This window comes from Nonomuraea bangladeshensis, from assembly GCF_039529455.1.
GTDB classification, from domain to species: domain Bacteria; phylum Actinomycetota; class Actinomycetes; order Streptosporangiales; family Streptosporangiaceae; genus Nonomuraea; species Nonomuraea bangladeshensis.
Window position 1 is genome coordinate 150,709 of the sequence record NZ_BAAAMV010000001.1, and the last position, 19,800, is coordinate 170,508.

Consider the following 19,800-nt stretch of genomic DNA (forward strand, 5'->3'; position numbering starts at 1 on the left):
AAGGCTACGCGCGGCGGCGTTCATGATCAAGGGGCGGTCAGCGGCGCAGGAAGGCGGCGATCTCCGGCACCAGCCGTTCGTGGGCGTCCTCCAGCACGTAGTGGCCGGCGTCCGGGTAGGCGCGCACCGTCGCGTGCGGCAGGCGGCGGCGCCACTCGCGCAGCATCGCGCGGTCGAAGACCGGGTCGCGCAGCCCCCAGCCGATCAGCACGGGCCGGTCGGCGAACGCGCGCACGCCCTCCGCGGCCCGCACCAGCAGCGGCCAGGCCCGGTCGGCCGGGCTGAGCGGGATGTCGGTGACGAAGCGGCGGACCGCCACCCGGTGCCCCGGGTCCCGGCCCGGGGCGAGGAAGGCGGCGCGCACGTCCCTCGGCAGGCGGCGGCGCAGCCCGAACGGCGGCAGCGTGGCCAGCCGGGCGAAGGCGTGATGGCGCAGGAACAGGCGCTCGCCCGCCGTGGTCTCGCGCAGCAGCCAGAACGGCAGCCGCAGGGCGGGCCGTACGCGCTCGCCGTACGGGCTGGGGAAGGCGGCGGTGTTGAGCACCACGAGCCGGGCCACCCGGCCGGGGTGGCGGGCGGCCCAGGCCATGCCGATCGGACCGCCCCAGTCGTGCATCACCAGCGTCCAGCCCCGGTCCGGGACGCCCTCGTGCTCGACGAGGTGCGCGGTCAGCGCGTCCAGGTCGGCCACGCGGGAGGCCAGGGTGTGTGCGTAGCGGTCCTCGCCCGGCTTGTCCGACAGGCCCATGCCGATGTGGTCGGGGGCGAGGCAGCGGTGCTCGCCGCGCAGCGCCGTGATCAGCCGCCGCCACAGGTAGCTCCAGGACGGGTTGCCGTGCAGCATGAGCACCGGCGCGCCCGCGCCCTCGTCCACGTAGTGCTGGCGCAGGCCGTCCCGTACGAACCAGCGGGACGCGAACGGGTAGCCGGGCAGGCGGGAGGCGTCCACGCTCAGCTCCCCGCCGGGGCGGCCGCGAGGTGGGCGGCGAGCCGGGACAGGCCCTCCGCCGTCGTGACGCGCGGCGCGTAGCCGAGGTCGCGGCGGGCCGCCGACAGGTCGAACCAGTGGGACGTGGTCGCCTGCACGGCGATCATCCGGGTGAGCGGCGGACTCGCCCCGGCGAGCCGGCACCCGTGCTCGACCACCCCGGCCGCCAGCCGCGCCAGCCGGGCGGGCACCCGCGGCCGTACGGGGCCGAGCCCGGCCGCCGCCAGCAGGCCGTTGACCCACTGCGCGATCGGGACCGGCTCGTCCTGGGCGACGAAGTAGGCGCGCCCGGCGACCGGGCGGCCGGGGGCGAGCGCGTCCAGGGCCAGCAGGCACGCCTCGGCCGCGTTGTCGACGTACACGGTGTCGATCAGCTTGCCGGGGGCGCGCGGCAGCAGCAGCCGGCCGCGCCGGGCCCGCGCGGTGAGCTGCGGCAGGAAGTGCGGGTCGCCGGGCCCCCAGATGAGGTGCGGCCGCAGCGCCACGGTGGCCAGCCGCGCGCCGCTCGCGGCCAGCACGATGCGCTCGGCCGCCGCCTTCGTGGCCGGGTAGGGGGCGAGGTGGCGGCGGGCGTACGGGACGGACTCGTCCACGCCCTCCAGGTCGCGGCCGTCGTGCACGACGCTCGGCGAGGAGATGTGCACGAGGCGGGCGATCCCGGCGCTCAGGCAGGCGTCGACCACGTGGGCCGTGCCGTGCACGTTGATCGTGCGGAAGTCGCCGGGCGCGCCCCACAGCCCGGCCAGCGCGGCGCAGTGCACCACCGCGTCGTGCCCGGCCACGACGACGCGCACCCGGTCGAGATCGCGGACGTCCCCGGTGCGCTGGAGCACGCCGTACGCGTCCAGCTCAGGACGCCGGCTGCGCTGGAACGCGGTCACCCGGTCGCCGCGCGCGGCGAGCAGCCGGCACACGGCCTGCCCGAGGAAGCCGCCGCCGCCGGTCACCAGCACGTTCATCGCCCGGCCTCCCCCAGCTCGCGGGCGGCCCAGCGGGCCAGCAGCGGGCGGCGGATCTTGCTGGCGTGCCGGACGTCCATCGGGAACCCCGGATGCGGCAGCACCTCGGCGACGGCGGGCGGGGCGTGCTCGCGTACCCGAGCGAGGACCGCGCGGCGCTCGCTCCCGGAGACGCCGGGCTCGCACTCCACGCAGAGCACCGGGCGGCGGCGGCCCTCCGGCCCCACGCCCACGAGGGCGGTACGGCGCACGCCGGGCAGGTCGTTGACGATCGGCTCGACCTGGTCGGTGTAGAGGTCGCCGGCGGCGGTGCGGACCCGCTCGCCCTTGCGGCCGGCGAACCAGAGGCGGCCCCGCTCGTCCATCCACCCCAGGTCGCCCATGCGGTGGACGGGCGTGCCGCCGTCGTCGATGCGGGCGAGGGCGGTGTCGTACGGGCGGCCGAGGTAGGGGTCGCTCACCGCCGGCCCGGCCACGGTGATCTCCCCGACGGTGCCGGGCGGCACCAGCAGGTCGTCCGACCAGTACGGGACGGGCTCGTCCGTGACGGCGATGACGCGGACCCGGTTGCCCGGCAGCGGCGCGCCCAGGAACGTGCCCGCGCCCTTCGCCGTGTCCCCGGCGGTCGCGGTGAGCTCGGCCGCGTTCGCGGCGCTGACCAGGAGGCATTCGGTGGCGCCGTACACGGAGAGCAGTTCGGCCCCCTCCGGCAGGCACCGCAGGGCGCGGCGCAGGACCGCGTGCGGCAGCGGCGCGCCCGCGGTGAGCACGGTCCGCACGCCGTCCAGCGTGAGGCCGCGCTCCAGGCAGTGGCGGGCCAGCCCGTCCAGCAGCGCGGGCGCGGCGAACAGGCCGGTGACGCGGTGCGCGCGGATCGACTCCGCCATCGCGGCGGGGTCGCTGCGGGCGGGACGGCGCAGGTTCAGCCGGGGGACGACGGAGGCGCAGCCCATGACGGGCGCGGCGATCGCGAACGGCAGGAACGTGGACCAGACCGTCCCGCCCGGCCGCAGCGCCCCCAGGCGCGCCAGCAGCTCCAGCTGCCCGGCCAGGTGCCGGTGCCGGAGCGGCACGCCTTTGGGCACGCCGGTGGAGCCGGAGGTGAAGGCCACGAACGCCGGGCCGTCGCCCTCCCCGCGCGGCGCGGGCCAGGAGCCGGGCGGCGACGGGCGGGCCAGCCGCAGCGTGCGCGGGCCCACGGTGATCGTGGTCCGTACGCTGCCGCGGGCCCAGCCCAGCAGCACGCGGGCGAGGTGGGCGAGGGGCACGCCGATGAACGCCTGCGGCGCGGCCTCGGCCAGGCACCTCCTCATGGCGCGCGCCCCGAGGCCCGGGTCGATGAGCACGGGGACGGCCCGCAGCCGGAGCAGGGCGTGGATCAGCGCGACCAGCTCCCGGCCCGGCGGCACCATGACGGCGGTCGTCGTCCCCGCGCCGACGCCCGCGCGCTCCAGGGCCAGGGCGGTGCGGCCGATCAGGTCGTCCAGCTCGCGGTACGTGAGCGTCTCGGGGCCTCGGCCGCGCCGTCCGTCGATGCGGCAGACGACGGCTTCGGGACGGGCATGCGGCCAGCGTCCGGTCAGCTCAGCCTCGGCGGCGAAGAGCCGGGCACCCTCCATGAAAGCACTCCCTCCCGGTGTGTCGTGTTTTGGGCGATCCGTGTGCGGTAACTATTCGTAGCAATACGTTACTCAACGTGACTAGGAGTCCAAGACATGCGCCGATTCATCGCCGTCATCGCCGCCGGAACGGCCACAGCCGTGCTGCCGCTCGCCGCGTCGAACCCGGCCTTCGCCGCTCCCGCTCCCGACGTACCTGCGCCCGCTCCGATCGCGGCCGGACCCGCGCCCGAGCCCGCGCCTGCGCCGGAGCCGGCCGCCGCGCCCGAGCCGGCCGTCGACCAGGCCGCCGCACCCGAGCCCGCCGCCGACGAGGCCGGCGCGCCCGAGCCGGCCGCGGACGAGGCTGCGGCGCCCGAGCCGGCCGCCGACGAGGCGAGTGCGCCGGAGCCGGCCGCCGCGCCCGAGCCCGCCGCTGACGAGGCCGCCGCTCCCGAGCCCGCCGCCGACGAGGCCGGCGCGCCCGAGCCGGCCGCTGACGAGGCCGGCGCGCCCGAGCCCGCCGCCGACGAGACCGTCGTGGACGCGGCTGCGGCGCCCAAGCCCGCCGTTGAAGAGGTCTCCGCGCCCGAGCCCGCCGCCGACGAAGCCGGCGCGCCCGAGCCGGCCGCCGACGAGGCCGCCGCACCGGAGCCGGCCGCCGACGAGGCGAGCGCACCGGAGCCCGCCGCTGACGAGGCCGCCGCTCCCGAGCCCGCCGCCGACGAGACCGTCGTGGACGCGGCTGCGGCGCCCAAGCCCGCCGTTGAAGAGGTCTCCGCGCCCGAGCCCGCCGCCGACGAAGCCGGCGCGCCCGAGCCGGCTGCCGACGAGGCCGCCGCACCGGAGCCGGCCGCTGACGAGGCCACCGCTCCCGAGCCCGCCGCTGACGAGGCCGCCGCTCCCGAGCCCGCCGCTGACGAGGCCGCCGCGCCCGTGCTCGCCGACGTGTAAGGCCCGAAGCCGCGTTGGCCAGGCCGATCCCGTGCCCGGCGCCGACAGGTCCGCGCCAGGCACGCAACGGGTCCCGGCCTGATCCGGCCCGCCCCAGCAGCCCGACGCTGCTGCTCCGCACGGGCGGCGCCTCGCGCGGCCGGTCGGTGGGCGGTCTCGGCTGACCAGCCCGCCACCCGCCGGCCTCGGCGGCCCGGACCCGGCCTCGTCACCTGACGGGCGCCCGCCGTCCGGAGCCCGCCTCACAGACCCGGCCGGTCCCTGCTCACGAACGAGCTGGACCGACCGGGTCTGTCGGCATGTGGTCAGGACGGCACGGGCGAGAAGATCAGGGTGGCATTGTGGCCGCCGAAGCCGAAGGAGTTGGACATGACCGGCGCGGCCGGCATGGGCCTGGCCTCGGTGACGACGTCGAGGTCGCACTGCGGGTCGAGGACGCTCAGGTTGGCCGTCGGCGGGACGGCGCGCTCGTTCAGCGCGAGGACGGCGGCCACCGCCTCGATGGCCCCGGCGGCGCCGATCGCGTGCCCGGTCACCCCTTTGGTGGAGGTCACCGGCACCCGTACCGTCCCGAACACCTGGTTGATCGCCCGCGCCTCGGCCAGGTCGTTGAGCGGGGTGCTGCTGCCGTGCGCGTTGACGTGCGCGATCTCGCCGGGCGTCAGCCCGGCGTCGGCGAGTGCGGCGCGCATGCAGCGGGCGGCCCCGTCGCCCTGCTCGGGCGGCGCGGTGATGTGGTGGGCGTCGGAGGAGAACCCGAGCCCCGACAGCTCACCGTAGATGTGCGCGTCCCGGGCGAGGGCGTGCTCCAGGTTCTCCAGGACGACGAACGCGGCCCCCTCCGCCAGGACGAACCCGTCGCGGTCCCGGTCGAAGGGCCGGCTGGCCCGTTCCGGCGCGTCGTTGCGCAGCGAAAGGGCGCGGCAGCGTTCGAAGGCCAGCAGCACGGACGGCGTGATGGACGCCTCGGCGCCGCCGGCGATGACCAGGTCGGCGGTGCCGTCGCGGACCAGCCGGGCGGCCTCGGCGATGGCGTGGGCGCCGGAGGCGCAGGCGGTGGCCACGGACAGGCTGGGGCCGAGGATCCCGTGGCGGATGCTGATCGCGGCCGCCATCGCGTTGTGCATGACCATCGGGACGTGCAGCGGGCCGGGGTTGCCGCGGCCCGCGTGGCGGCCGGAGAGCAGCCCGGCCTCGTAGGTCAGGGCGCCGCCGAAGCCGCTGCCGGTGACGACGGCCTGCCGCTCGGGCGGCGTGCGCACCGGTCCCGCGTCGTCCACGGCGTCGTCCATCGCGTCGCCGGCCGCGCAGACCGCGAGCTGCGCCACGCGGTCCAGCCGGGAGGCCTGCTTGGGCGTCAGGTAGCCCTCGACGTCCAGGCCGGTGACCTGGCAGGCGAACGTGGCGCCGAGCCCTTCGGTGTCGAAGGAGGTGATGCGGCGCGCGGTGGAGCGGCCGGCGAGCAGCGCGTCCCACAGCTCCTTGGGGTGCGCGCCGGCCGGGGTGCGCACGCCCAGCCCGGTGACGGCCACCCGGGCGCGCGGCCTCGCCGCCGCCCCGCCGCCGGTCGCCGGGCTCATCCCAGACGCTCCGGCGCCAGCTCGCGGGCGCGGGCCAGCACGTCGCCCACGGTCCGTACGTCGGCGAAGGCCTCACGCGGCAGCGGCCCCCACTCGTCCTCCAGCGTGACGTGCAGCTCGGCCAGGTCGAGGCTGTCGGCCTCCAGGTCCTCGCGCAGCAGGGCGTCCTCGGTGACCCTCATGGGATCGACCTTGAGGATGTGCGCGCAGCGTTCGCGCACCATCGCCAGGATCTCTTCGTCGCTCACGTCGGGCTCCCTTTCGCGCAGGTCAGCGTGATGGCCGTGCCGCCTAGCCTGGCCGATGACAGGAAAGATGATCACTTGTGACGCGAGGTCCGCCGTTAAGGAATTGATCAAGTCTGCCCGGTCGGCGGTGCGCGGTCCCGGCGGCCTCCGGCGCGCTCCCTAGGGTGGGCGTCCACGGGGACACAAGGGGGGAATGGGCATGCGCTACGCCCACGTGGCCGGGGTGGCCGTTCACCTGCCGGAGCGGACGCTCACCAGTGCCGAGCTGGAGGAGGAGCTCGCCGCCCGCAATCCTGGGGCGCACGTGCCGCGCGGCCTGATCGAGCACGCCACGGGCGTACGGCGACGGCATGTGGCCGAGCCCGGCCAGACGGTCGCGGGGCTGGCCGCGCGGGCCGCCCGCAAACTGCTGGAGGAGACCGGCCACACGCCGCCGGCCCTCGACCTGATCATCTTCGCCGGGGTGAGCACGGACGTCGTCGAGCCCGCCAACGCGCACATCGTGGCCGCCGAGCTGGGCGCGGACTGCCCGGTGTTCGACGTGCGCAACGCCTGCAACAGCGTGCTGAACGCGATCGAGCTGGCCGAGACGCTGATCACGGCGGGCCGCTACCGCACGGTGCTCATCGCCTGCGGCGAGCGGGCCAGCTCGGCCATCCGCTGGCGGATCGGCCCGGACGACGAGTTCAGCGCGGCGATCCCCTCCTACACCGTCTCGGACTCGGGCACGGCGCTGCTGCTGCAGGCGGCGACCACGCCGGGCGTGCTGGGGCACCGGTTCTGCGCGTACTCGCCGGCCTGGCGCTCGGCGCGGGTCCCGGTCACGCCGCTGCCGGAGGGCGGGCTGGAGATCGGCGTCTTCACCGTCGACTTCCCGGAGCTCGCCATCGGCATGTGCAAGCTCGACCTGGACGTGCTGCGGCGCCCGCTGACCGACCGGGGCCTGGACTGGGACGACCTGGCCGCCATCTGCGTCCACCAGGCGTCGCTGCCGTCCCTGCACGCCTTCTGCGAGCTGGCCGGGATCCCGGTGGGCCGGGTCGAGGTGACGATCGAGGAGCACGGCAACCTGGTGGCCTCCAGCCTTCCCGTGCAGCTCCACCAGGCGATCAGGGCCGGCCGCGTACGGCGCGGCGACCTGGTCGCCCTGGTGGGCCTGGCCGGCGGGGTGAGCGCGGGCACCGTGCTTCTGCGCTGGTGACCGGCCCGCCCCGCCGGTGACGGCCGGAGCCGCTAGTCCATCTCCACCACGGCCGCGGCGAACTGGGCGGAGTAGAGCCGGGCGTAGGCGCCGCCGGCCGCGAGCAGCGACTCGTGCGTGCCCTGCTCGACGATGCGCCCGTTCTCCATGACCAGGATGAGGCTGGCGTCGCGGATCGTGGAGAGCCGGTGGGCGATGACGAAGCTCGTACGGCCCTCGCGCAGGGTGCTCATCGCCCGCTGGATGAGCACCTCGGTCCGGGTGTCGACCGAGCTGGTGGCCTCGTCCAGGATGAGGATCGCCGGGTCGGACAGGAACGCGCGGGCGATGGTGATGAGCTGCTTCTCGCCCGCGCTGACCGTGCCGCCCTCCTCGTCGAGCACGGTGTCGTAGCCGTCGGGCAGGGTGTGCGCGACGCGGTCGACGTGCGCGGCCTGCGCGGCGGCCTCGATGCGCTCGCGGGTGGCCTTCTCGCCGCCGTAGCCGATGTTCTCCGCGATCGTGCCGCCGAACAGCCAGGTGTCCTGGAGCACCATGCCGATGTTGCCGCGCAGCTCCTCGCGGGACATCGTGGCGATGTCGACGCCGTCGAGCGTGATGCGGCCGCCGGTCACCTCGTAGAAGCGCATGATGAGGTTGACCAGCGTGGTCTTGCCCGCTCCCGTGGGGCCCACGATGGCGACCGTCTGGCCGGGCTCGACGGTGAGCGACAGGTTCTCGATCAGCGGCCGCTCGGGGTCGTAGCGGAAGGACACGTCCTCGAACGCCACCCGGCCCCTGACCTGCTCGGGGCGGGCCGGCTGGGCGGGCTCCGGCGACTGCTCGGGGGCCTCCAGCAGCTCGAAGACGCGCTCGGCCGAGGCGACGCCCGACTGCACCAGGGCCGCCATGCCGGCCACCTGCATGAGCGGCTGGCTGAACTGGCGCGAGTACTGGATGAACGCCTGCACGTCGCCCAGCGAGATCGAGCCCGAGGCCACCTTGAGCCCGCCGACCACGGCGACCAGCAGGTAGTTGAGGTTGCCGATGAACATCATCGCCGGCTGGATGACGCCGGAGATGAACTGGGCGCGGAAGCTGGAGTCGTACAGGGCGTCGTTGTGCCGGTCGAAGGTCTCGGCGGCCTCGCGCTGCCGGCCGAACACGCTGACCAGCGTGTGACCGCCGTACATCTCCTCGATGTGGCCGTTGAGCTGGCCGGTGGAGGCCCACTGCTTGACGAACTGCGGCTGCGAGCGCTTGCCGATCGCCGCGGTGACGTAGACCGTGACCGGCACCGTGACCAGCGCGATGAGCGCCAGCACGGGCGAGATCCAGAACATCATCGCGAGCACCGCGACCACGGTCAGCACCGACGAGACGAGCTGGCTCATCGTCTGCTGGAGCGACTGGGCGATGTTGTCGGTGTCGTTGGTGGCGCGGCTCAGCACCTCGCCGCGCGGCTGGCCGTCGAAGTAGCTGAGCGGCAGCCGGGACAGCTTGGTCTCGATCCGCTCGCGCAGCCGGTACGCGGCCCGCTGCACGACCGTCGTGGTCAGCCGGAACTGGGCGACGCCGAGCAGCCCCGCCAGCACGTAGACCGCGAGCGCCCAGGCCAGCACGTACGCGAGCGCGTCGAAGTCGATGCCCTGGCCGGGCACCACGTGCATGGCCGCGACCATGTCGGCGAAGGTGTCCTGGCCGCGGGCGCGCAGCCCGGCCACGGCCTGCTCCTTGGTGACGCCGGCGGGGAGCTGGGCGCCGATGATGCCGGAGAAGATCAGGTCGGTGGCCCGGCCGAGGATCTTGGGCCCGGCCACGGTCAGCGCGACGCTGGCGGTGCCGAGGGCGAGGACGACGGCGAGCAGCCTGCGTTCCGGGCGCAGCAGCAGCATCAGGTTGCGGAGCGTCCCGCGGAAGTCGGAGGGCTTCTCGGCGGGCCCGCTCATCATGCGGCCGGGGCCGAACGCGGGTTGCGGACGGCGCGCGGGCGCCTGCGCGGCGGTCATGCTGCCTCCTGTTCGGTGAGCTGGGACAGCACGATCTCCCGGTACGTCGGGCAGTCGTCCATCAGCTCGGCGTGGGTGCCGGTGCCGACCAGGCGGCCGTCGTCGAGCACGAGGATGCGGTCGGCGTCGCGGATCGTGCTGACGCGCTGGGCGACGATGACGATCGTGGCGTCGGCGATCTCCTCGGTGAGCGCGGCCCGCAGCCGGGCGTCGGTGGCGTAGTCGAGGGCGGAGAAGGAGTCGTCGAACAGGTAGATCTCGGGCCGGTGCACGAGGGTCCTGGCGATGGCCAGGCGCTGGCGCTGGCCGCCGGAGACGTTGGTGCCGCCCTGGGAGATGGGCTCCTCCAGGCCGCCGGGCATGGCCTCGACGAAGTCGCGGGCCTGGGCGATCTCCAGGGCGCGCCACAGCTCCTCGTCGGTAGCGTCGGGGCGGCCGTAGCGCAGGTTGGAGGCGACGGTGCCGGAGAACAGGTAGGGCGTCTGCGGGACCAGGCCGACCGCGCGGGAGAGCGCGGCCGGGTCGAGCTCGCGTACGTTGACGCCGTCGACCAGCACCTCGCCGGCGCTCGCGTCGAACAGCCGCGGGATGAGGTTGAGCAGGGTGGTCTTGCCGCTGCCGGTGCTGCCGATGATCGCGGTGGTGCGGCCGGGCCGGGCCGTGAAGCTCACGCCGGACAGCACCGGCTCCTCGGCGCCGGGGTAGCGGAAGTCGACCGAGCGCAGCTCCAGCTCGCCGATGCGGCGCTCCGGCGTGACGGGCTCGGCCGGCGGGCGCACGGTCGGCTCGGTGCCCAGCACCTCCTCGATGCGCTCGGCGCACACCTCGGCGCGCGGGATCATCATGAACATGAACATCGCCATCATGACCGACATGAGGATCTGCATGAGGTAGGAGATCACCGCGGTGAGCGCGCCGACCTCCATGTCCCCGCCGGCGATGCGGTGGCCGCCGAACCAGACGACGGCGACGCTGGAGAGGTTGACGACCAGCATGACGGTGGGGAACATCAGCGCCATCAGCCGGCCGACGCGCAGCGAGACGTCCGTCAGCTCGTCGTTGGCGACGCCGAAGCGCTCGTGCTCGTGGGTGTCGCGCACGAAGGCGCGGATGACCCTGATGCCGGTGATCTGCTCGCGCAGCACCTGGTTGATGCGGTCGATGCGCTCCTGCATCGTACGGAACAGCGGCCGCATGCGCGCGACGACCAGCGCCACGATGACGATCATCAGCGGCAGCGCGACCAGCAGCAGCGACGACAGCGCGACGTCCTGGTTGAGCGCCAGCACGATGCCGCCGACGCACATGATCGGCGCCGCGACCATCATGGTGAAGGTCATGAGGACGAGCAGCTGGATCTGCTGCACGTCATTGGTGGTCCGGGTGATCAGGGACGGCGCCCCGAACTTGTTGACCTCCTGGACGGAGAAGGCCTGCACCCGGTGGAAGATCGCGGCCCGCATGTCGCGGCCGAGGGCCATGGAGGTGCGGGCGCCGTAGTAGACGGCGACGATCGAGCAGATGACCTGCACGAGCGTCACGCCGAGCATCACCAGCCCGACGCGCATGATGTAGGCGGTGTCGCCCTTGACGACGCCGTCGTCGATGATGTCGGCGTTCAGTGTGGGGAGATAGAGCGTGGCCAGCGTCTGCACGAACTGGAAGAGGACGACGAGCGTGATCTCTTTCCCGTACGGCCTGAGCTGGACCCGCAGGAGGCGGAGCAGCATCAAGGGGCGCTTTCTGTGGGTGGGGTGGGTAAGGGCCGCACGAGCAGCCCGTCGAGCAGGACGGAGACGGTCTCCGCGTCGTCCATGTCACCGAAGTCGCCCATGGCGAGGCCGTGGTGCACGCGCACCGCGATCAGCATGAGCAGCAGGTGCGCGGCGGCCTCGGGAGCGCGGCGCAGACGGTCGCGGTCGGGCTCCATGAGGGCGGCGAGGCCGTCCGCGATGCGGTTGCGGGAGTCGAACATCCGCTTGTGGAACTCGGGGTCCTCGGTCATCAGCTCGCGCGGGGCGGCCATGAGCCGGGCGTTGGCGCTCATGCCCTCGCGCAGCAGCGTGACCGCCCTGCACAGGCGTTCGCGCAGGTCGAGCGCCGGATCGATGGCCTTCAGCGCCTCCACGGCGGGCTCCGGGTCGAACGCGCTCATCAGCGCCGCCCGCAGCAGCGAGGCCTTGTCGGGGAAGACACCGAAGATCGTCCCCTCGGCCACGCCCGCGGCCTCGGCGATCTGCCGGGTGCTGAGCGCGGTGCCGTGCGCGCGCAGCAGGGGAACCGTGGCGGCGATGAGCACGGCACGACGGGCTTCCGGCGCCATGGCCGGCACTCTTCGCCGTTTCGTCATGGGGAGGAGTGTAATGAGCGAGTACTCACTCGTTCCACTCATTTATCGGGATGAGTCGTTGACAGGCCGCGGCCTCGGAAAATACGTTGGGCACGGAAAAGTGATCGATCACTTTCGACTGGTGTGAGGAGTGCCCGTGCCTTTACCGCCGACCCCGATCCGGGTCGCCGTCGCCGGAGCCGGCGGCATCGCGAGCGGCGTCCACCTGCCCGCCCTGGCCGCCGCGGGCGAGGCCGTCCGCGTCACCGCCGTCTGCGACCTCGACCCCGCCCGCGCCGGGGAGCTGGCGGACGCCCACGGCATCCCCGGCCGCTACACCGACCTGGCCGCCATGCTGGCCGCCGAGAGCCCTGACCTGCTCGTCGTCGCCACCCCGCCGGTCGCGCACCGGGAGGCGGTCATCGCCGGCCTGCGCGCGGGCGCGTGGGTGTGGTGCGAGAAGCCGCCCACGCTGTCGCTCGCCGAGTACGACGAGATCGCCGCCTGCGAGAAGGAGGGCGGCCCGTACGCGGCCTACGTCTTCCAGCACCGCTCCGGCAGCGCCGCGCGTCGGCTGCGCCGGCACCTCGCCACGGGCGAGCTCGGCCGGCCGCACGTCGCCGTCTGCAACACGCTGTGGTACCGCGGCCACGACTACTTCGAGGTGCCCTGGCGCGCGAAGTGGGCGACCGAGGGCGGCGGCCCCACCATGGGCCACGGCATCCACCAGATGGACCTGCTGCTCGACCTGCTCGGCGACTGGGACGAGGTGCACGCCGTGGCGGCCACGCTCGGCCGCCGCACCGAGACCGAGGACGTCTCGTTCGCCATCGTCAGGTTCGCGAACGGCGCGATCGGCTCGATCGTCAACAGCGTCCTGTCCCCGCGCGAGACGAGCTACCTGCGCTTCGACTTCACCGACGCCACGGTCGAGGTCGAGCACCTGTACGGCTACGACAACTCCCACTGGCGCTGGACCCCCGCGCCGCACGTCACCGACCAGGACAGGATCGCCGGCTGGCCGCCGGAGGAGGACGTGCCCAGCTCGCACCGGGCGCAGCTCGCCGAGGTGCTCGCCGCCATGCGCGCGGGCGAGCGCCCGCCCGCGTCCGGGGCCGACGGGCGCAGGGTGATGGAGCTGATCACCGGGATGTACCAGTCGGCCTTCACCGGCCGTCCCGTGACCCGGGCCGAGCTCGGCCCGCCGAACCCCTTCTACCACGCGCTCAACGGCGGCGACCCGGCCCGCGCCGCCGCCGTCCTGCGCCGTGACGAGCACGAGGAGAGCAGCGACCGTGACTGACCGCGAGCTGGGCGTCCGCGACGAGGGCACGGCCCTCGCCGTCACCGCCGGCGAGGTGGAGATCGCCCGTTACGTCCACCGGCCCGACGCCCCCCAGGCCGAGGCGCCCAAGCCCTACCTGCATCCGCTGCGCAGCCTCAGCGGCGCGCCCCTGTCGTCCTACCGGCCCTGGGACCACCGCTGGCACAAGGGTCTCCAGATGACCTGGGCCCACCTGTCGGGGCAGAACTTCTGGGGCGGGCCCACGTACTCGGCGGAGCGCGACTACCAGATGGAGGACAACCTGGGGCAGATGCGCCACGTGGAGTTCACCGCCGTCTCCGCCGACGGCGACCGGGTCACCGTCGAGGAGACCCTGCACTGGGTGACCTCGGCCGGGGAGCACTGGATCACCGAGCGGCGGCGGCTGGCCTTCCACGGGGTGGACCCCGGACGGGGGCTCTGGGCGCTGGACTTCGCCACCGAGCTGCGCAACGTCCGCGGCGGCGTCCTGGACTTCGGCAGCCCCACCACGCACGGCCGCCCCCTCGCCGGGTACGCGGGCTTCTGCTGGCGCGGCCCCCGCTCGTTCACCGGCGGCACGATCCTCGCGGCCGGCGGGCGCGGCGGCCCCGAGATGATGGGCGAGCAGGCCGACTGGCTGGCCATGGCCGGGCAGCACGACGAGATCGACGGCGGCGCCACCGTGCTCGTCCTCGCCGGGCGCTCCAGCGCGGCCGTGCCGATCAAGTGGTTCGTGCGGCGGGAGCCGTTCGCCGTGATCAGCCCCTCCCCCTCCTTCGACGAGGAGATCGCGCTGCCCCCCGGCGGCACGCTCGAACTCGCGCACCGGCACGTCTTCGTCGACCACGTGTGCGAGCAGGCCGAGCTGGACGAGCTGGGCGAGGAGTTCGCGCTGTGACCCCGCTCTTCCCCGGCGGCACGGCGATCAGCGACCTGTGCGTCTACGACTGGGCGTGCCCGGACGGCGGGCACGGCGGCACCCCGCACCTGCACACCGTCTCCACCGAGGCGTACGTCGTGACCGAGGGCCGCGGCGAGGTCCACACGCTGAGCGCCGCCGGCTTCGCCGAGGACCGGCTGGAGCCGGGCTCGGTGCTGTGGTTCTCCCCCGGCACCGTCCACCGGCTGGTCAACGAGGAGGGGCTGCGGCTGGTGGTGATCATGCAGAACGCGGGGCTGCCCGAGGCCGGGGACGCCGTGCTGACCTTTCCCGAAGAGGTGCTGCGCGACCGCGAGGCGTACCTGGCCGCCGCCACGCTCCCCGCCGGAGGGACGGAGGCCGAGCTGGCCGCGGCCGCCCGCGCCCGGCGCGACCTCGCGATCACCGGCTTCGGGCAGCTCGTCGACGACGTCGGGCGGCGGGGCGGCGCGGCGCTGGCGGACCTGCACCGGCTCGCCGCCGACCTCGTCCAGCCCCGGGTGGAGACGTGGACGGCGCTGTGGAACGAGACCGTCGCGGCCGAGACCGAGCGCACCCGCGCCCAGCTCGCGGCCCTCGCCGACGGCGACCCGGCCCACCTCGGCCAGGCCACCGTGGTCCGCACCACCCCCCGCCCGGGCCCGCGCGCCTTCGGCATGTGCGGCCGGCTCAAGACATGGGCCCCTGCCCCGGACTGACCTGGCGCGGTGGCGGGCCCGCGGACTCGCGGACGATGACCTGGTTGAGCGGGCGCGCGGCGGGCTCGGGGGCCGGCTCGCCGCGCACTTCGGCGACCAGTCTGGCCACCGCCTCGCGGCCCTGGACCTCGCGGTCCACGGCCACCGTCGAGAGCGACGGGGTGGCGAAGCGGCCCAGCTCCTCGTCGTCCCAGCCGAAGACGCTGACGTCGCCGGGGACCCGCCAGCCGCGGGCGAGCGCGGCCCGCACCGCCCCCATCGCGACGTGGTCGTTGGCGGCCACGATCGCGGTCACGCCGCAGCCGTCGGGCAGGGCCTGGACGGCGTCGTAGCCGGACCGCGCGCTCCAGTCGCCGGCGGCGACGCCGTACGAGATCAGCCCCCGGCTCTCGATGGTCTGCTCGTAGACGCGCTTGCGGTTGCGGGCGGAGGCGAAGCTCTGCGAGCCCGCGATGTGCAGGAAGACCCGGTGGCCGAGCCCCGCGAGGTAGTCGATGATCTCGGCGACCGGGGAGGCGTCGGCCAGCTCGTTGACGCCGCGCAGGTTGTCGTCGTAGTCGCCGGTGACGACCACGGGGACCGGGGCCAGCGCCGGGTCGAGGTCCAGCGGCGACAGCGACAGGATGCCCTCGACCTGCCCCGACGCCGCCAGCTCCAGCACCCGCTCGGCCCTCGCCGTGGCGTCGCCCTCGACGCTCACCACCTCCAGCTGGAAGCCCTCGGCGTGCGCGGCGGCCGAGGCGGCGCCGAGCAGGCGCACCGGCCACAGGTAGGCGGAGGCGGGCAGGGTGATCGCCAGCCGGTTGGTGCGGCGGGTGCGCATGGACCGGGCGACGAGGTTGGGCCGGTAGTTGAGCTCCTGGACGACCTCGTCGATCTTCCTGCGGGTCTCCGGCTTCAGCCCCTCGTTGTGCCGGAAGTAGCGGGAGACGGTCTGGTGGGAGACGCCGGCGCGCCGGGCCACCTCGTGGATCGTCACGCGCGGCGTGTCGGACCGGCCCACGGGACCCCCCTTCCGCGCCCTCGCGCTCCGTCCCGCCCAGCCTAGCGCCGCGTGTTCGGGTAGGCCGCCGAGCGCGCCCCCGCGAGGACGCGCAGGCGGCGCGCCAGGTGGCGGTGCCACCGGGCGAGCCGGAGGTCGGGCCCGTCGTCCAGGCCCGCGCAGCCGGCCAGCCGCTCCCGCAGGAGCGCGCAGCGCTCGTGCGCGGCGGCGAGCTTCAGCATGGCCTCCGACCTGCGCAGGGCCGCCGACCACACGCGCCGGGCGGCCTCGCCTGGATCGTGGCCGGGCAGCGGAAGCGGCTGCTCGCCCGGCTCGTACGCGCCCGCCCGGATGCGGACCAGCCGGTCCTGGATCAGCGCGCGGGCCTCCGCGGCCCGCCGGGCGTCGGCGGCGGCCGTCCTGGCCCGCTCGCCGTGACTCAGCGGCTCACGCCCCATCGCTCCTCCCGTACGCCAGGAAAAGCTCTCCGTCGTCATTCAGACACAGGCGGGAAGGGCTCGCAACCTCCTCGCCGGAATGCGCGCGGAAACGGGCCGCGGGCGGGGCGACGCCCGCGGCCCGGCCCTGTCACTGGACGTTGATCGTGTCCACCTCCACGGTGATGCCCTTGACCTGCGGCGTCGAGGTGGCCGTGGTCACCTTGCCGGCCCCCGCGCCGACGCCCTTGATCTTCATCGAGTAGGTCAGCGTCCCGCCGGGCGCGCCCGGCGTGCTCGTCACGACGAGGTCCTCGGTCGGCGGCCCGGAGATCTGGCTGCCGGCGGTGCCGTCGGCGTTCTCGGCGCCCACGGTCAGCCCCGCGCCGGCGGGCGGCGCGCCGGGCAGGTTGCCGGGGTCGTAGGCGTAGCTGATGTCCTCGGCGCCGTTCACGCCGATCCACTGCTGGAAGACCTTGAGGTCGCCGGTGCCGTACACGTTCACCCGCCACTCGACGACCACCCACCGGTTGACGCCGTCCGTGAGGATGGTGGCGTAGACGCCGGGCGCGCCGGTGCCGTCGAGGTCGGTCCAGTAGGGGGCGAGGACGCCGTTCGGCCGCGCCGGGTCGGGCAGCGTCTGCGGCGTGAAGGAGATGTCGTCCGAGCCGTTCGTGCCGCCCGCGACGGTGTAGCCGTTGGAGACCACGCCGATCCTGTTGTAGGTCCGGCCGGCGAACGCGAACGCGGGCACGTTCAGGTTCACCGCCTGCTCGTCACCGATCGGGATCGGGGCGACGCCGAAGATGTCGAGCGGGATGTACCCGGCGGGGCCCGCGCCCGGCGCGATCACCGGCCGGTCGGGCTGCCGGGCGGCCAGCGTCGCCTTGGCGGTGGCGATCTGGGTGCCGACCTTGGTGGCCCCGGTCACGCTGTTCAGCCGCAGCCGCGCGTCGAGCGTGCTCAGCGCGGTGACCTCGGCCGCCTCCAGGCTGTTGTTCTGGACGGTGACGGTGCAGGTGGACTCGCCGGTGTTCCTGGCGATGGTCGCCGGCGCGCAGGTCTGCTCGACCGGGACGATGCCCTCCTGGCGGTAGAACGCCACCGGCAGGTGCAGCGCGCGCGAGCCGCCGACCTGCTTGAGGTCCACCTGCCCGAAGTACTGCCCGTCGGGCAGGTCGGGCGCGGTGATCACGACGTTGATCTTGGCGCTCTTGCCGGGCGCGACGGTGACGAGCGGCGGCACGACGGCGACGGCCGCGCCGCTGACCGTCCGGCCGGTGGCGGTGAAGACGAGCGTCTTGTTCGTGACGTTCTTGACGGTGCGCTTGACGGTGATGACGCCCGGCATGACGGGGGCGTTCACCGACGGCAGGTTGAGGTCGATGCGGCCGGCGGGGTCGGTCGCGGAGGCGGCGAAGTTCGCGGCGCTCTCGTCCAGGGTCAGGCCGGGGTCGCCGGCCTTGGTCAGGTCGATGCGCCCGCCGCCCATGTCGAACGGGTCGGCCGGGGTGGTCCCGTCCGGCTTGGTGACCGACGTCTTGCCGGTGGTCTCCAGCGCCGACTTGACCTGGCCCGGCGTCCAGTCCGGGTGCAGGGCGAAGACGAGCGCCGCCGCGCCGGCCACGTGCGGGGCCGACATCGAGGTGCCCGAGATGACCTGGAAGGAGTTGCCGGGCGGCCCTTCGAGCGGTGACTCGGGGGTCGGGGTCATGCCGGCCATGATGTGCAGGCCCGGCGCGGTCACGTCCGGCTTGAGGAAGTCGCCGCCGGGGCCGCGCGAGGAGAAGTACGTCATCCGGTCGCCCTGCCAGGCCGTCTTCGTGCCCTGGGTGAAGGAGGCGGTGGTGCCCGGGTGGGAGGACAGGAACGCCAGCAGCGCGTCCGCCTCCGGCTTGTCGAGGTGCACCGTCGGGAGCCAGTGGGCGTCGGTGAAGACGTCGAACGGTACGGCGTTGTAGAGGATCATCCCGGCCGCGCCGCCCTGCTTGACGTTGTAGCCCTTCAGCACCCGGTTGGGCCCGCGCTCACAGGCGACGATCTTGCCGGTGAACAGCCCGGGGGGCGCGGGCGCGTCGCACAGCGGCCGCGAGTACGGCGGCGCCGAGGCGAGCACCACGGGCAGCGGCGAGGAGAGCCCCGCGGTGATGGAGGCGCCCTTGACCGTGGCCGTCGCGCCGCCGCCGCTCAGCGTGAGCGTCGACTGGAACGTACGGCCCTGCGTGGACGCGGCGACCGTGGTGACCCACGGGCTGCGGTGGTCGGTGGTGTTGGCGCCGGGCCCGGAGTTGCCGGCCGAGGCCGAGACGAGCACGCCGGCCGCGTACGCGTCGAGGAAGGCCAGCTCGACCGGGTCGCTGTAGGGGTCGCTGCCGCCGGAGATGGAGAAGTTGATCACCCGGACGCCGTCGAGGACGGCCCGCGCGACCGCCTGCGCCGAGTCGGACTGGTAGCAGCCCTCCGCGCCGCACACCTTGTAGACCGACACGGCCGCGCCGGGCGCGATGCCGTTGATCGGGCCGCGGCTGATGCCGAGCGGGTTGGCGTCGGCCACCGGACCCCCGGCCGACGTGGTGGCGGTGTGGGTGCCGTGGCCGTTGGAGTCGCGGGCGCTGTCGGGGTAGACGTCCCCGCCGACGACCTCGTTGTACGTCTCCAGGAACGCCCGCCCGCCGATCAGCTTGTTGTTGCAGGTGAACGGGTCGTTGGCGGGCGTCAGCGGGTTGTCGCCGAAGTCGCACTCACGCGGCGCGCCGTCCTTCGTGGGCGGCGGGGCGGGCAGGCCCGGCCGGGCGGCGAAGGACGGGTGCTCGGGCCAGGCGCCGCTGTCCAGGACGCCGACGATCACGCCCTTGCCGGCCGTGCCGCTGCCGCCGAGCTTCGGCCAGACGGTGTCGGCGCCGATGAAGGCCGGGCTGGAGTCGGTGAGCAGCTGCTCCAGCCTGTCCTCCTGGACGGCGGCGACGCCGGGCAGCTTCAGCACCTCGTCGGCCTTGTCGCCGGGGATGCGCAGCGCGATGCCGCCGTACACGGTCCTGATGCGCTGGCCGACGCTCGCGCCGGGCACCTTCGCGGCCAGCTCGGCGAGGAAGGCGTCCTCGACCTTCTGGATGTGGCCGGTGTACTTGCGGGCGTCGGCGCTGCCGGTGTCCAGGGCCTTGCCGGTGACGGCGGGGCTGGTGCCGGGCAGGCCGGGCAGGCCGCCGCGGTAGGCGGCGAGCGAGTCGTAGTCGAGCTTGACGACGACGTTGACGGGCTTCGTGGACGTGCCGCGGAGCAGGGCCGCGTCGCTCTTGGCGAGCTTGCCGGACGGGGACTTGGCGCCGTCCACCAGCTCGGCGCCGGTCAGCGGGATGGCCGTCCACTTCCCGGGCGGCGACGGCGACGGTTGCGGGGTGGCGAGCGCCGCCGGGCTCAGGGCCAGGACGGCGCTCAGGCCCGCGGCGACCGCCACGAGCCTGCGCACACGGGGTAACTGGGCGCTGGATGACACGAGAACCTCCTCGTCGAGGGGCTGCGTGGACCTCGTCCTGCCCGCTCGCGGAGGCGTCGCGTCACCCGGCGCGAAGGCATGCCGAAGAGAGCGACCCCTCCCCGGTGGGTGACGAGCGGA

At 74.4% G+C, this 19,800-nt stretch carries 16 protein-coding genes; 5 read left to right on the top strand and 11 right to left on the bottom strand.

Annotated elements, in window-relative coordinates; all coding sequences use genetic code 11:
• Positions 1–37: 37 nt before the first annotated feature.
• Genes ABD292_RS00615 through ABD292_RS00625 form a run of 3 tightly spaced genes read right to left on the bottom strand, consistent with a single transcriptional unit; the run spans position 38 to position 3,566 of the window.
• A complete protein-coding gene (locus ABD292_RS00615; RefSeq protein ID WP_344204299.1) occupies positions 38–949 on the bottom strand; it encodes an alpha/beta fold hydrolase in 912 nt (303 codons plus the stop codon).
• 2 nt (positions 950–951) lie between these two features.
• Complete coding sequence (locus ABD292_RS00620; RefSeq protein WP_344204301.1) at positions 952–1,947, bottom strand: NAD-dependent epimerase/dehydratase family protein; 996 nt, start codon at positions 1,945–1,947, stop codon at positions 952–954.
• Positions 1,944–3,566 carry a fatty acid CoA ligase family protein gene (locus ABD292_RS00625; protein WP_344204303.1) on the bottom strand — a complete coding sequence of 541 codons (1,623 nt, stop codon included), beginning with the start codon at positions 3,564–3,566 and terminating at the stop codon, positions 1,944–1,946. Before ABD292_RS00625 ends, ABD292_RS00620 begins: the two co-directional genes overlap by 4 nt.
• A gap of 96 nt (positions 3,567–3,662) precedes the next feature.
• Between ABD292_RS00625 and ABD292_RS00630 the strand changes: the two genes are divergently transcribed.
• Positions 3,663–4,499 carry a hypothetical protein gene (locus ABD292_RS00630; RefSeq protein ID WP_344204305.1) on the top strand — a complete coding sequence of 279 codons (837 nt, stop codon included), beginning with the start codon at positions 3,663–3,665 and terminating at the stop codon, positions 4,497–4,499.
• A 305-nt stretch (positions 4,500–4,804) separates the two neighbouring features.
• Here ABD292_RS00630 and ABD292_RS00635 read toward each other — a convergent pair whose 3' ends face one another.
• Together ABD292_RS00635 and ABD292_RS00640 are read right to left on the bottom strand one after the other, a co-directional pair.
• Complete coding sequence (locus ABD292_RS00635; protein WP_344204307.1) at positions 4,805–6,079, bottom strand: beta-ketoacyl-[acyl-carrier-protein] synthase family protein; 1,275 nt, start codon at positions 6,077–6,079, stop codon at positions 4,805–4,807.
• The gene (locus ABD292_RS00640) at positions 6,076–6,327 is read right to left on the bottom strand and encodes a phosphopantetheine-binding protein (protein WP_344204310.1); all 252 of its coding nucleotides are present in this window, start codon (positions 6,325–6,327) and stop codon (positions 6,076–6,078) included. Before ABD292_RS00640 ends, ABD292_RS00635 begins: the two co-directional genes overlap by 4 nt.
• Before the next feature lie 199 nt (positions 6,328–6,526).
• Between ABD292_RS00640 and ABD292_RS00645 the strand changes: the two genes are divergently transcribed.
• A complete protein-coding gene (locus ABD292_RS00645) occupies positions 6,527–7,528 on the top strand; it encodes a 3-oxoacyl-ACP synthase III family protein (protein WP_344204313.1) in 1,002 nt (333 codons plus the stop codon).
• A gap of 32 nt (positions 7,529–7,560) precedes the next feature.
• Here ABD292_RS00645 and ABD292_RS00650 read toward each other — a convergent pair whose 3' ends face one another.
• The 3 genes from ABD292_RS00650 to ABD292_RS00660 are packed head-to-tail and all read right to left on the bottom strand — an operon-like array spanning position 7,561 to position 11,866.
• Positions 7,561–9,516: an ABC transporter ATP-binding protein gene (locus ABD292_RS00650; RefSeq protein WP_344204316.1), complete on the bottom strand. Its 1,956-nt coding sequence runs from the start codon at positions 9,514–9,516 to the stop codon at positions 7,561–7,563.
• Positions 9,513–11,246 carry an ABC transporter ATP-binding protein gene (locus tag ABD292_RS00655; protein ID WP_344204319.1) on the bottom strand — a complete coding sequence of 578 codons (1,734 nt, stop codon included), beginning with the start codon at positions 11,244–11,246 and terminating at the stop codon, positions 9,513–9,515. Before ABD292_RS00655 ends, ABD292_RS00650 begins: the two co-directional genes overlap by 4 nt.
• Complete coding sequence (locus ABD292_RS00660; protein WP_344204322.1) at positions 11,246–11,866, bottom strand: TetR/AcrR family transcriptional regulator; 621 nt, start codon at positions 11,864–11,866, stop codon at positions 11,246–11,248. The genes ABD292_RS00655 and ABD292_RS00660 overlap by 1 nt, the downstream gene beginning before the upstream one ends.
• Before the next feature lie 136 nt (positions 11,867–12,002).
• On the opposite strand from ABD292_RS00660, the gene ABD292_RS00665 reads away from it, so the two are divergent.
• Genes ABD292_RS00665 through ABD292_RS00675 form a run of 3 tightly spaced genes read left to right on the top strand, consistent with a single transcriptional unit; the run spans position 12,003 to position 14,768 of the window.
• Positions 12,003–13,148, top strand: a complete 1,146-nt coding sequence (locus tag ABD292_RS00665; protein ID WP_344204324.1) for a Gfo/Idh/MocA family protein — start codon at positions 12,003–12,005, stop codon at positions 13,146–13,148.
• Positions 13,141–14,049 (top strand): DUF6807 domain-containing protein, encoded by a 909-nt coding sequence (locus ABD292_RS00670; protein ID WP_344204326.1) that lies wholly within the window; start codon positions 13,141–13,143, stop codon positions 14,047–14,049. The genes ABD292_RS00665 and ABD292_RS00670 overlap by 8 nt, the downstream gene beginning before the upstream one ends.
• On the top strand, positions 14,046–14,768 hold the full coding sequence (locus ABD292_RS00675) for a cupin domain-containing protein (RefSeq protein WP_344204329.1): 723 nt from the start codon (positions 14,046–14,048) through the stop codon (positions 14,766–14,768). Before ABD292_RS00670 ends, ABD292_RS00675 begins: the two co-directional genes overlap by 4 nt.
• On the opposite strand, the gene ABD292_RS00680 is transcribed toward ABD292_RS00675, so the two are convergent.
• From ABD292_RS00680 to ABD292_RS00690, 3 genes are all read right to left on the bottom strand, one after another.
• A complete protein-coding gene (locus ABD292_RS00680; protein WP_344204331.1) occupies positions 14,740–15,771 on the bottom strand; it encodes a LacI family DNA-binding transcriptional regulator in 1,032 nt (343 codons plus the stop codon). The genes ABD292_RS00675 and ABD292_RS00680 overlap by 29 nt on opposite strands.
• Positions 15,772–15,812: 41 nt before the next feature.
• Positions 15,813–16,208: a hypothetical protein gene (locus ABD292_RS00685; protein ID WP_344204334.1), complete on the bottom strand. Its 396-nt coding sequence runs from the start codon at positions 16,206–16,208 to the stop codon at positions 15,813–15,815.
• A gap of 130 nt (positions 16,209–16,338) precedes the next feature.
• Positions 16,339–19,680: a S8 family serine peptidase gene (locus tag ABD292_RS00690; protein ID WP_344204336.1), complete on the bottom strand. Its 3,342-nt coding sequence runs from the start codon at positions 19,678–19,680 to the stop codon at positions 16,339–16,341.
• Between the last annotated feature and the right edge of the window lie 120 nt (positions 19,681–19,800).

What these genes read in the sequence shown, in the direction of transcription:
- ABD292_RS00620 (WP_344204301.1), bottom strand. Translation starts at nt 1,947, where the DNA reads ATGAACGTGCTGGTGACCGGCGGCGGCGGCTTCCTCGGGCAGGCCGTG.
- ABD292_RS00625 (WP_344204303.1), bottom strand. Translation starts at nt 3,566, where the DNA reads ATGGAGGGTGCCCGGCTCTTCGCCGCCGAGGCTGAGCTGACCGGACGC.
- ABD292_RS00630 (WP_344204305.1), top strand. Translation starts at nt 3,663, where the DNA reads ATGCGCCGATTCATCGCCGTCATCGCCGCCGGAACGGCCACAGCCGTG.
- ABD292_RS00635 (WP_344204307.1), bottom strand. Translation starts at nt 6,079, where the DNA reads ATGAGCCCGGCGACCGGCGGCGGGGCGGCGGCGAGGCCGCGCGCCCGG.
- ABD292_RS00645 (WP_344204313.1), top strand. Translation starts at nt 6,527, where the DNA reads ATGCGCTACGCCCACGTGGCCGGGGTGGCCGTTCACCTGCCGGAGCGG.
- ABD292_RS00650 (WP_344204316.1), bottom strand. Translation starts at nt 9,516, where the DNA reads ATGACCGCCGCGCAGGCGCCCGCGCGCCGTCCGCAACCCGCGTTCGGC.
- ABD292_RS00655 (WP_344204319.1), bottom strand. Translation starts at nt 11,246, where the DNA reads ATGCTGCTCCGCCTCCTGCGGGTCCAGCTCAGGCCGTACGGGAAAGAG.
- ABD292_RS00660 (WP_344204322.1), bottom strand. Translation starts at nt 11,866, where the DNA reads ATGACGAAACGGCGAAGAGTGCCGGCCATGGCGCCGGAAGCCCGTCGT.
- ABD292_RS00685 (WP_344204334.1), bottom strand. Translation starts at nt 16,208, where the DNA reads ATGGGGCGTGAGCCGCTGAGTCACGGCGAGCGGGCCAGGACGGCCGCC.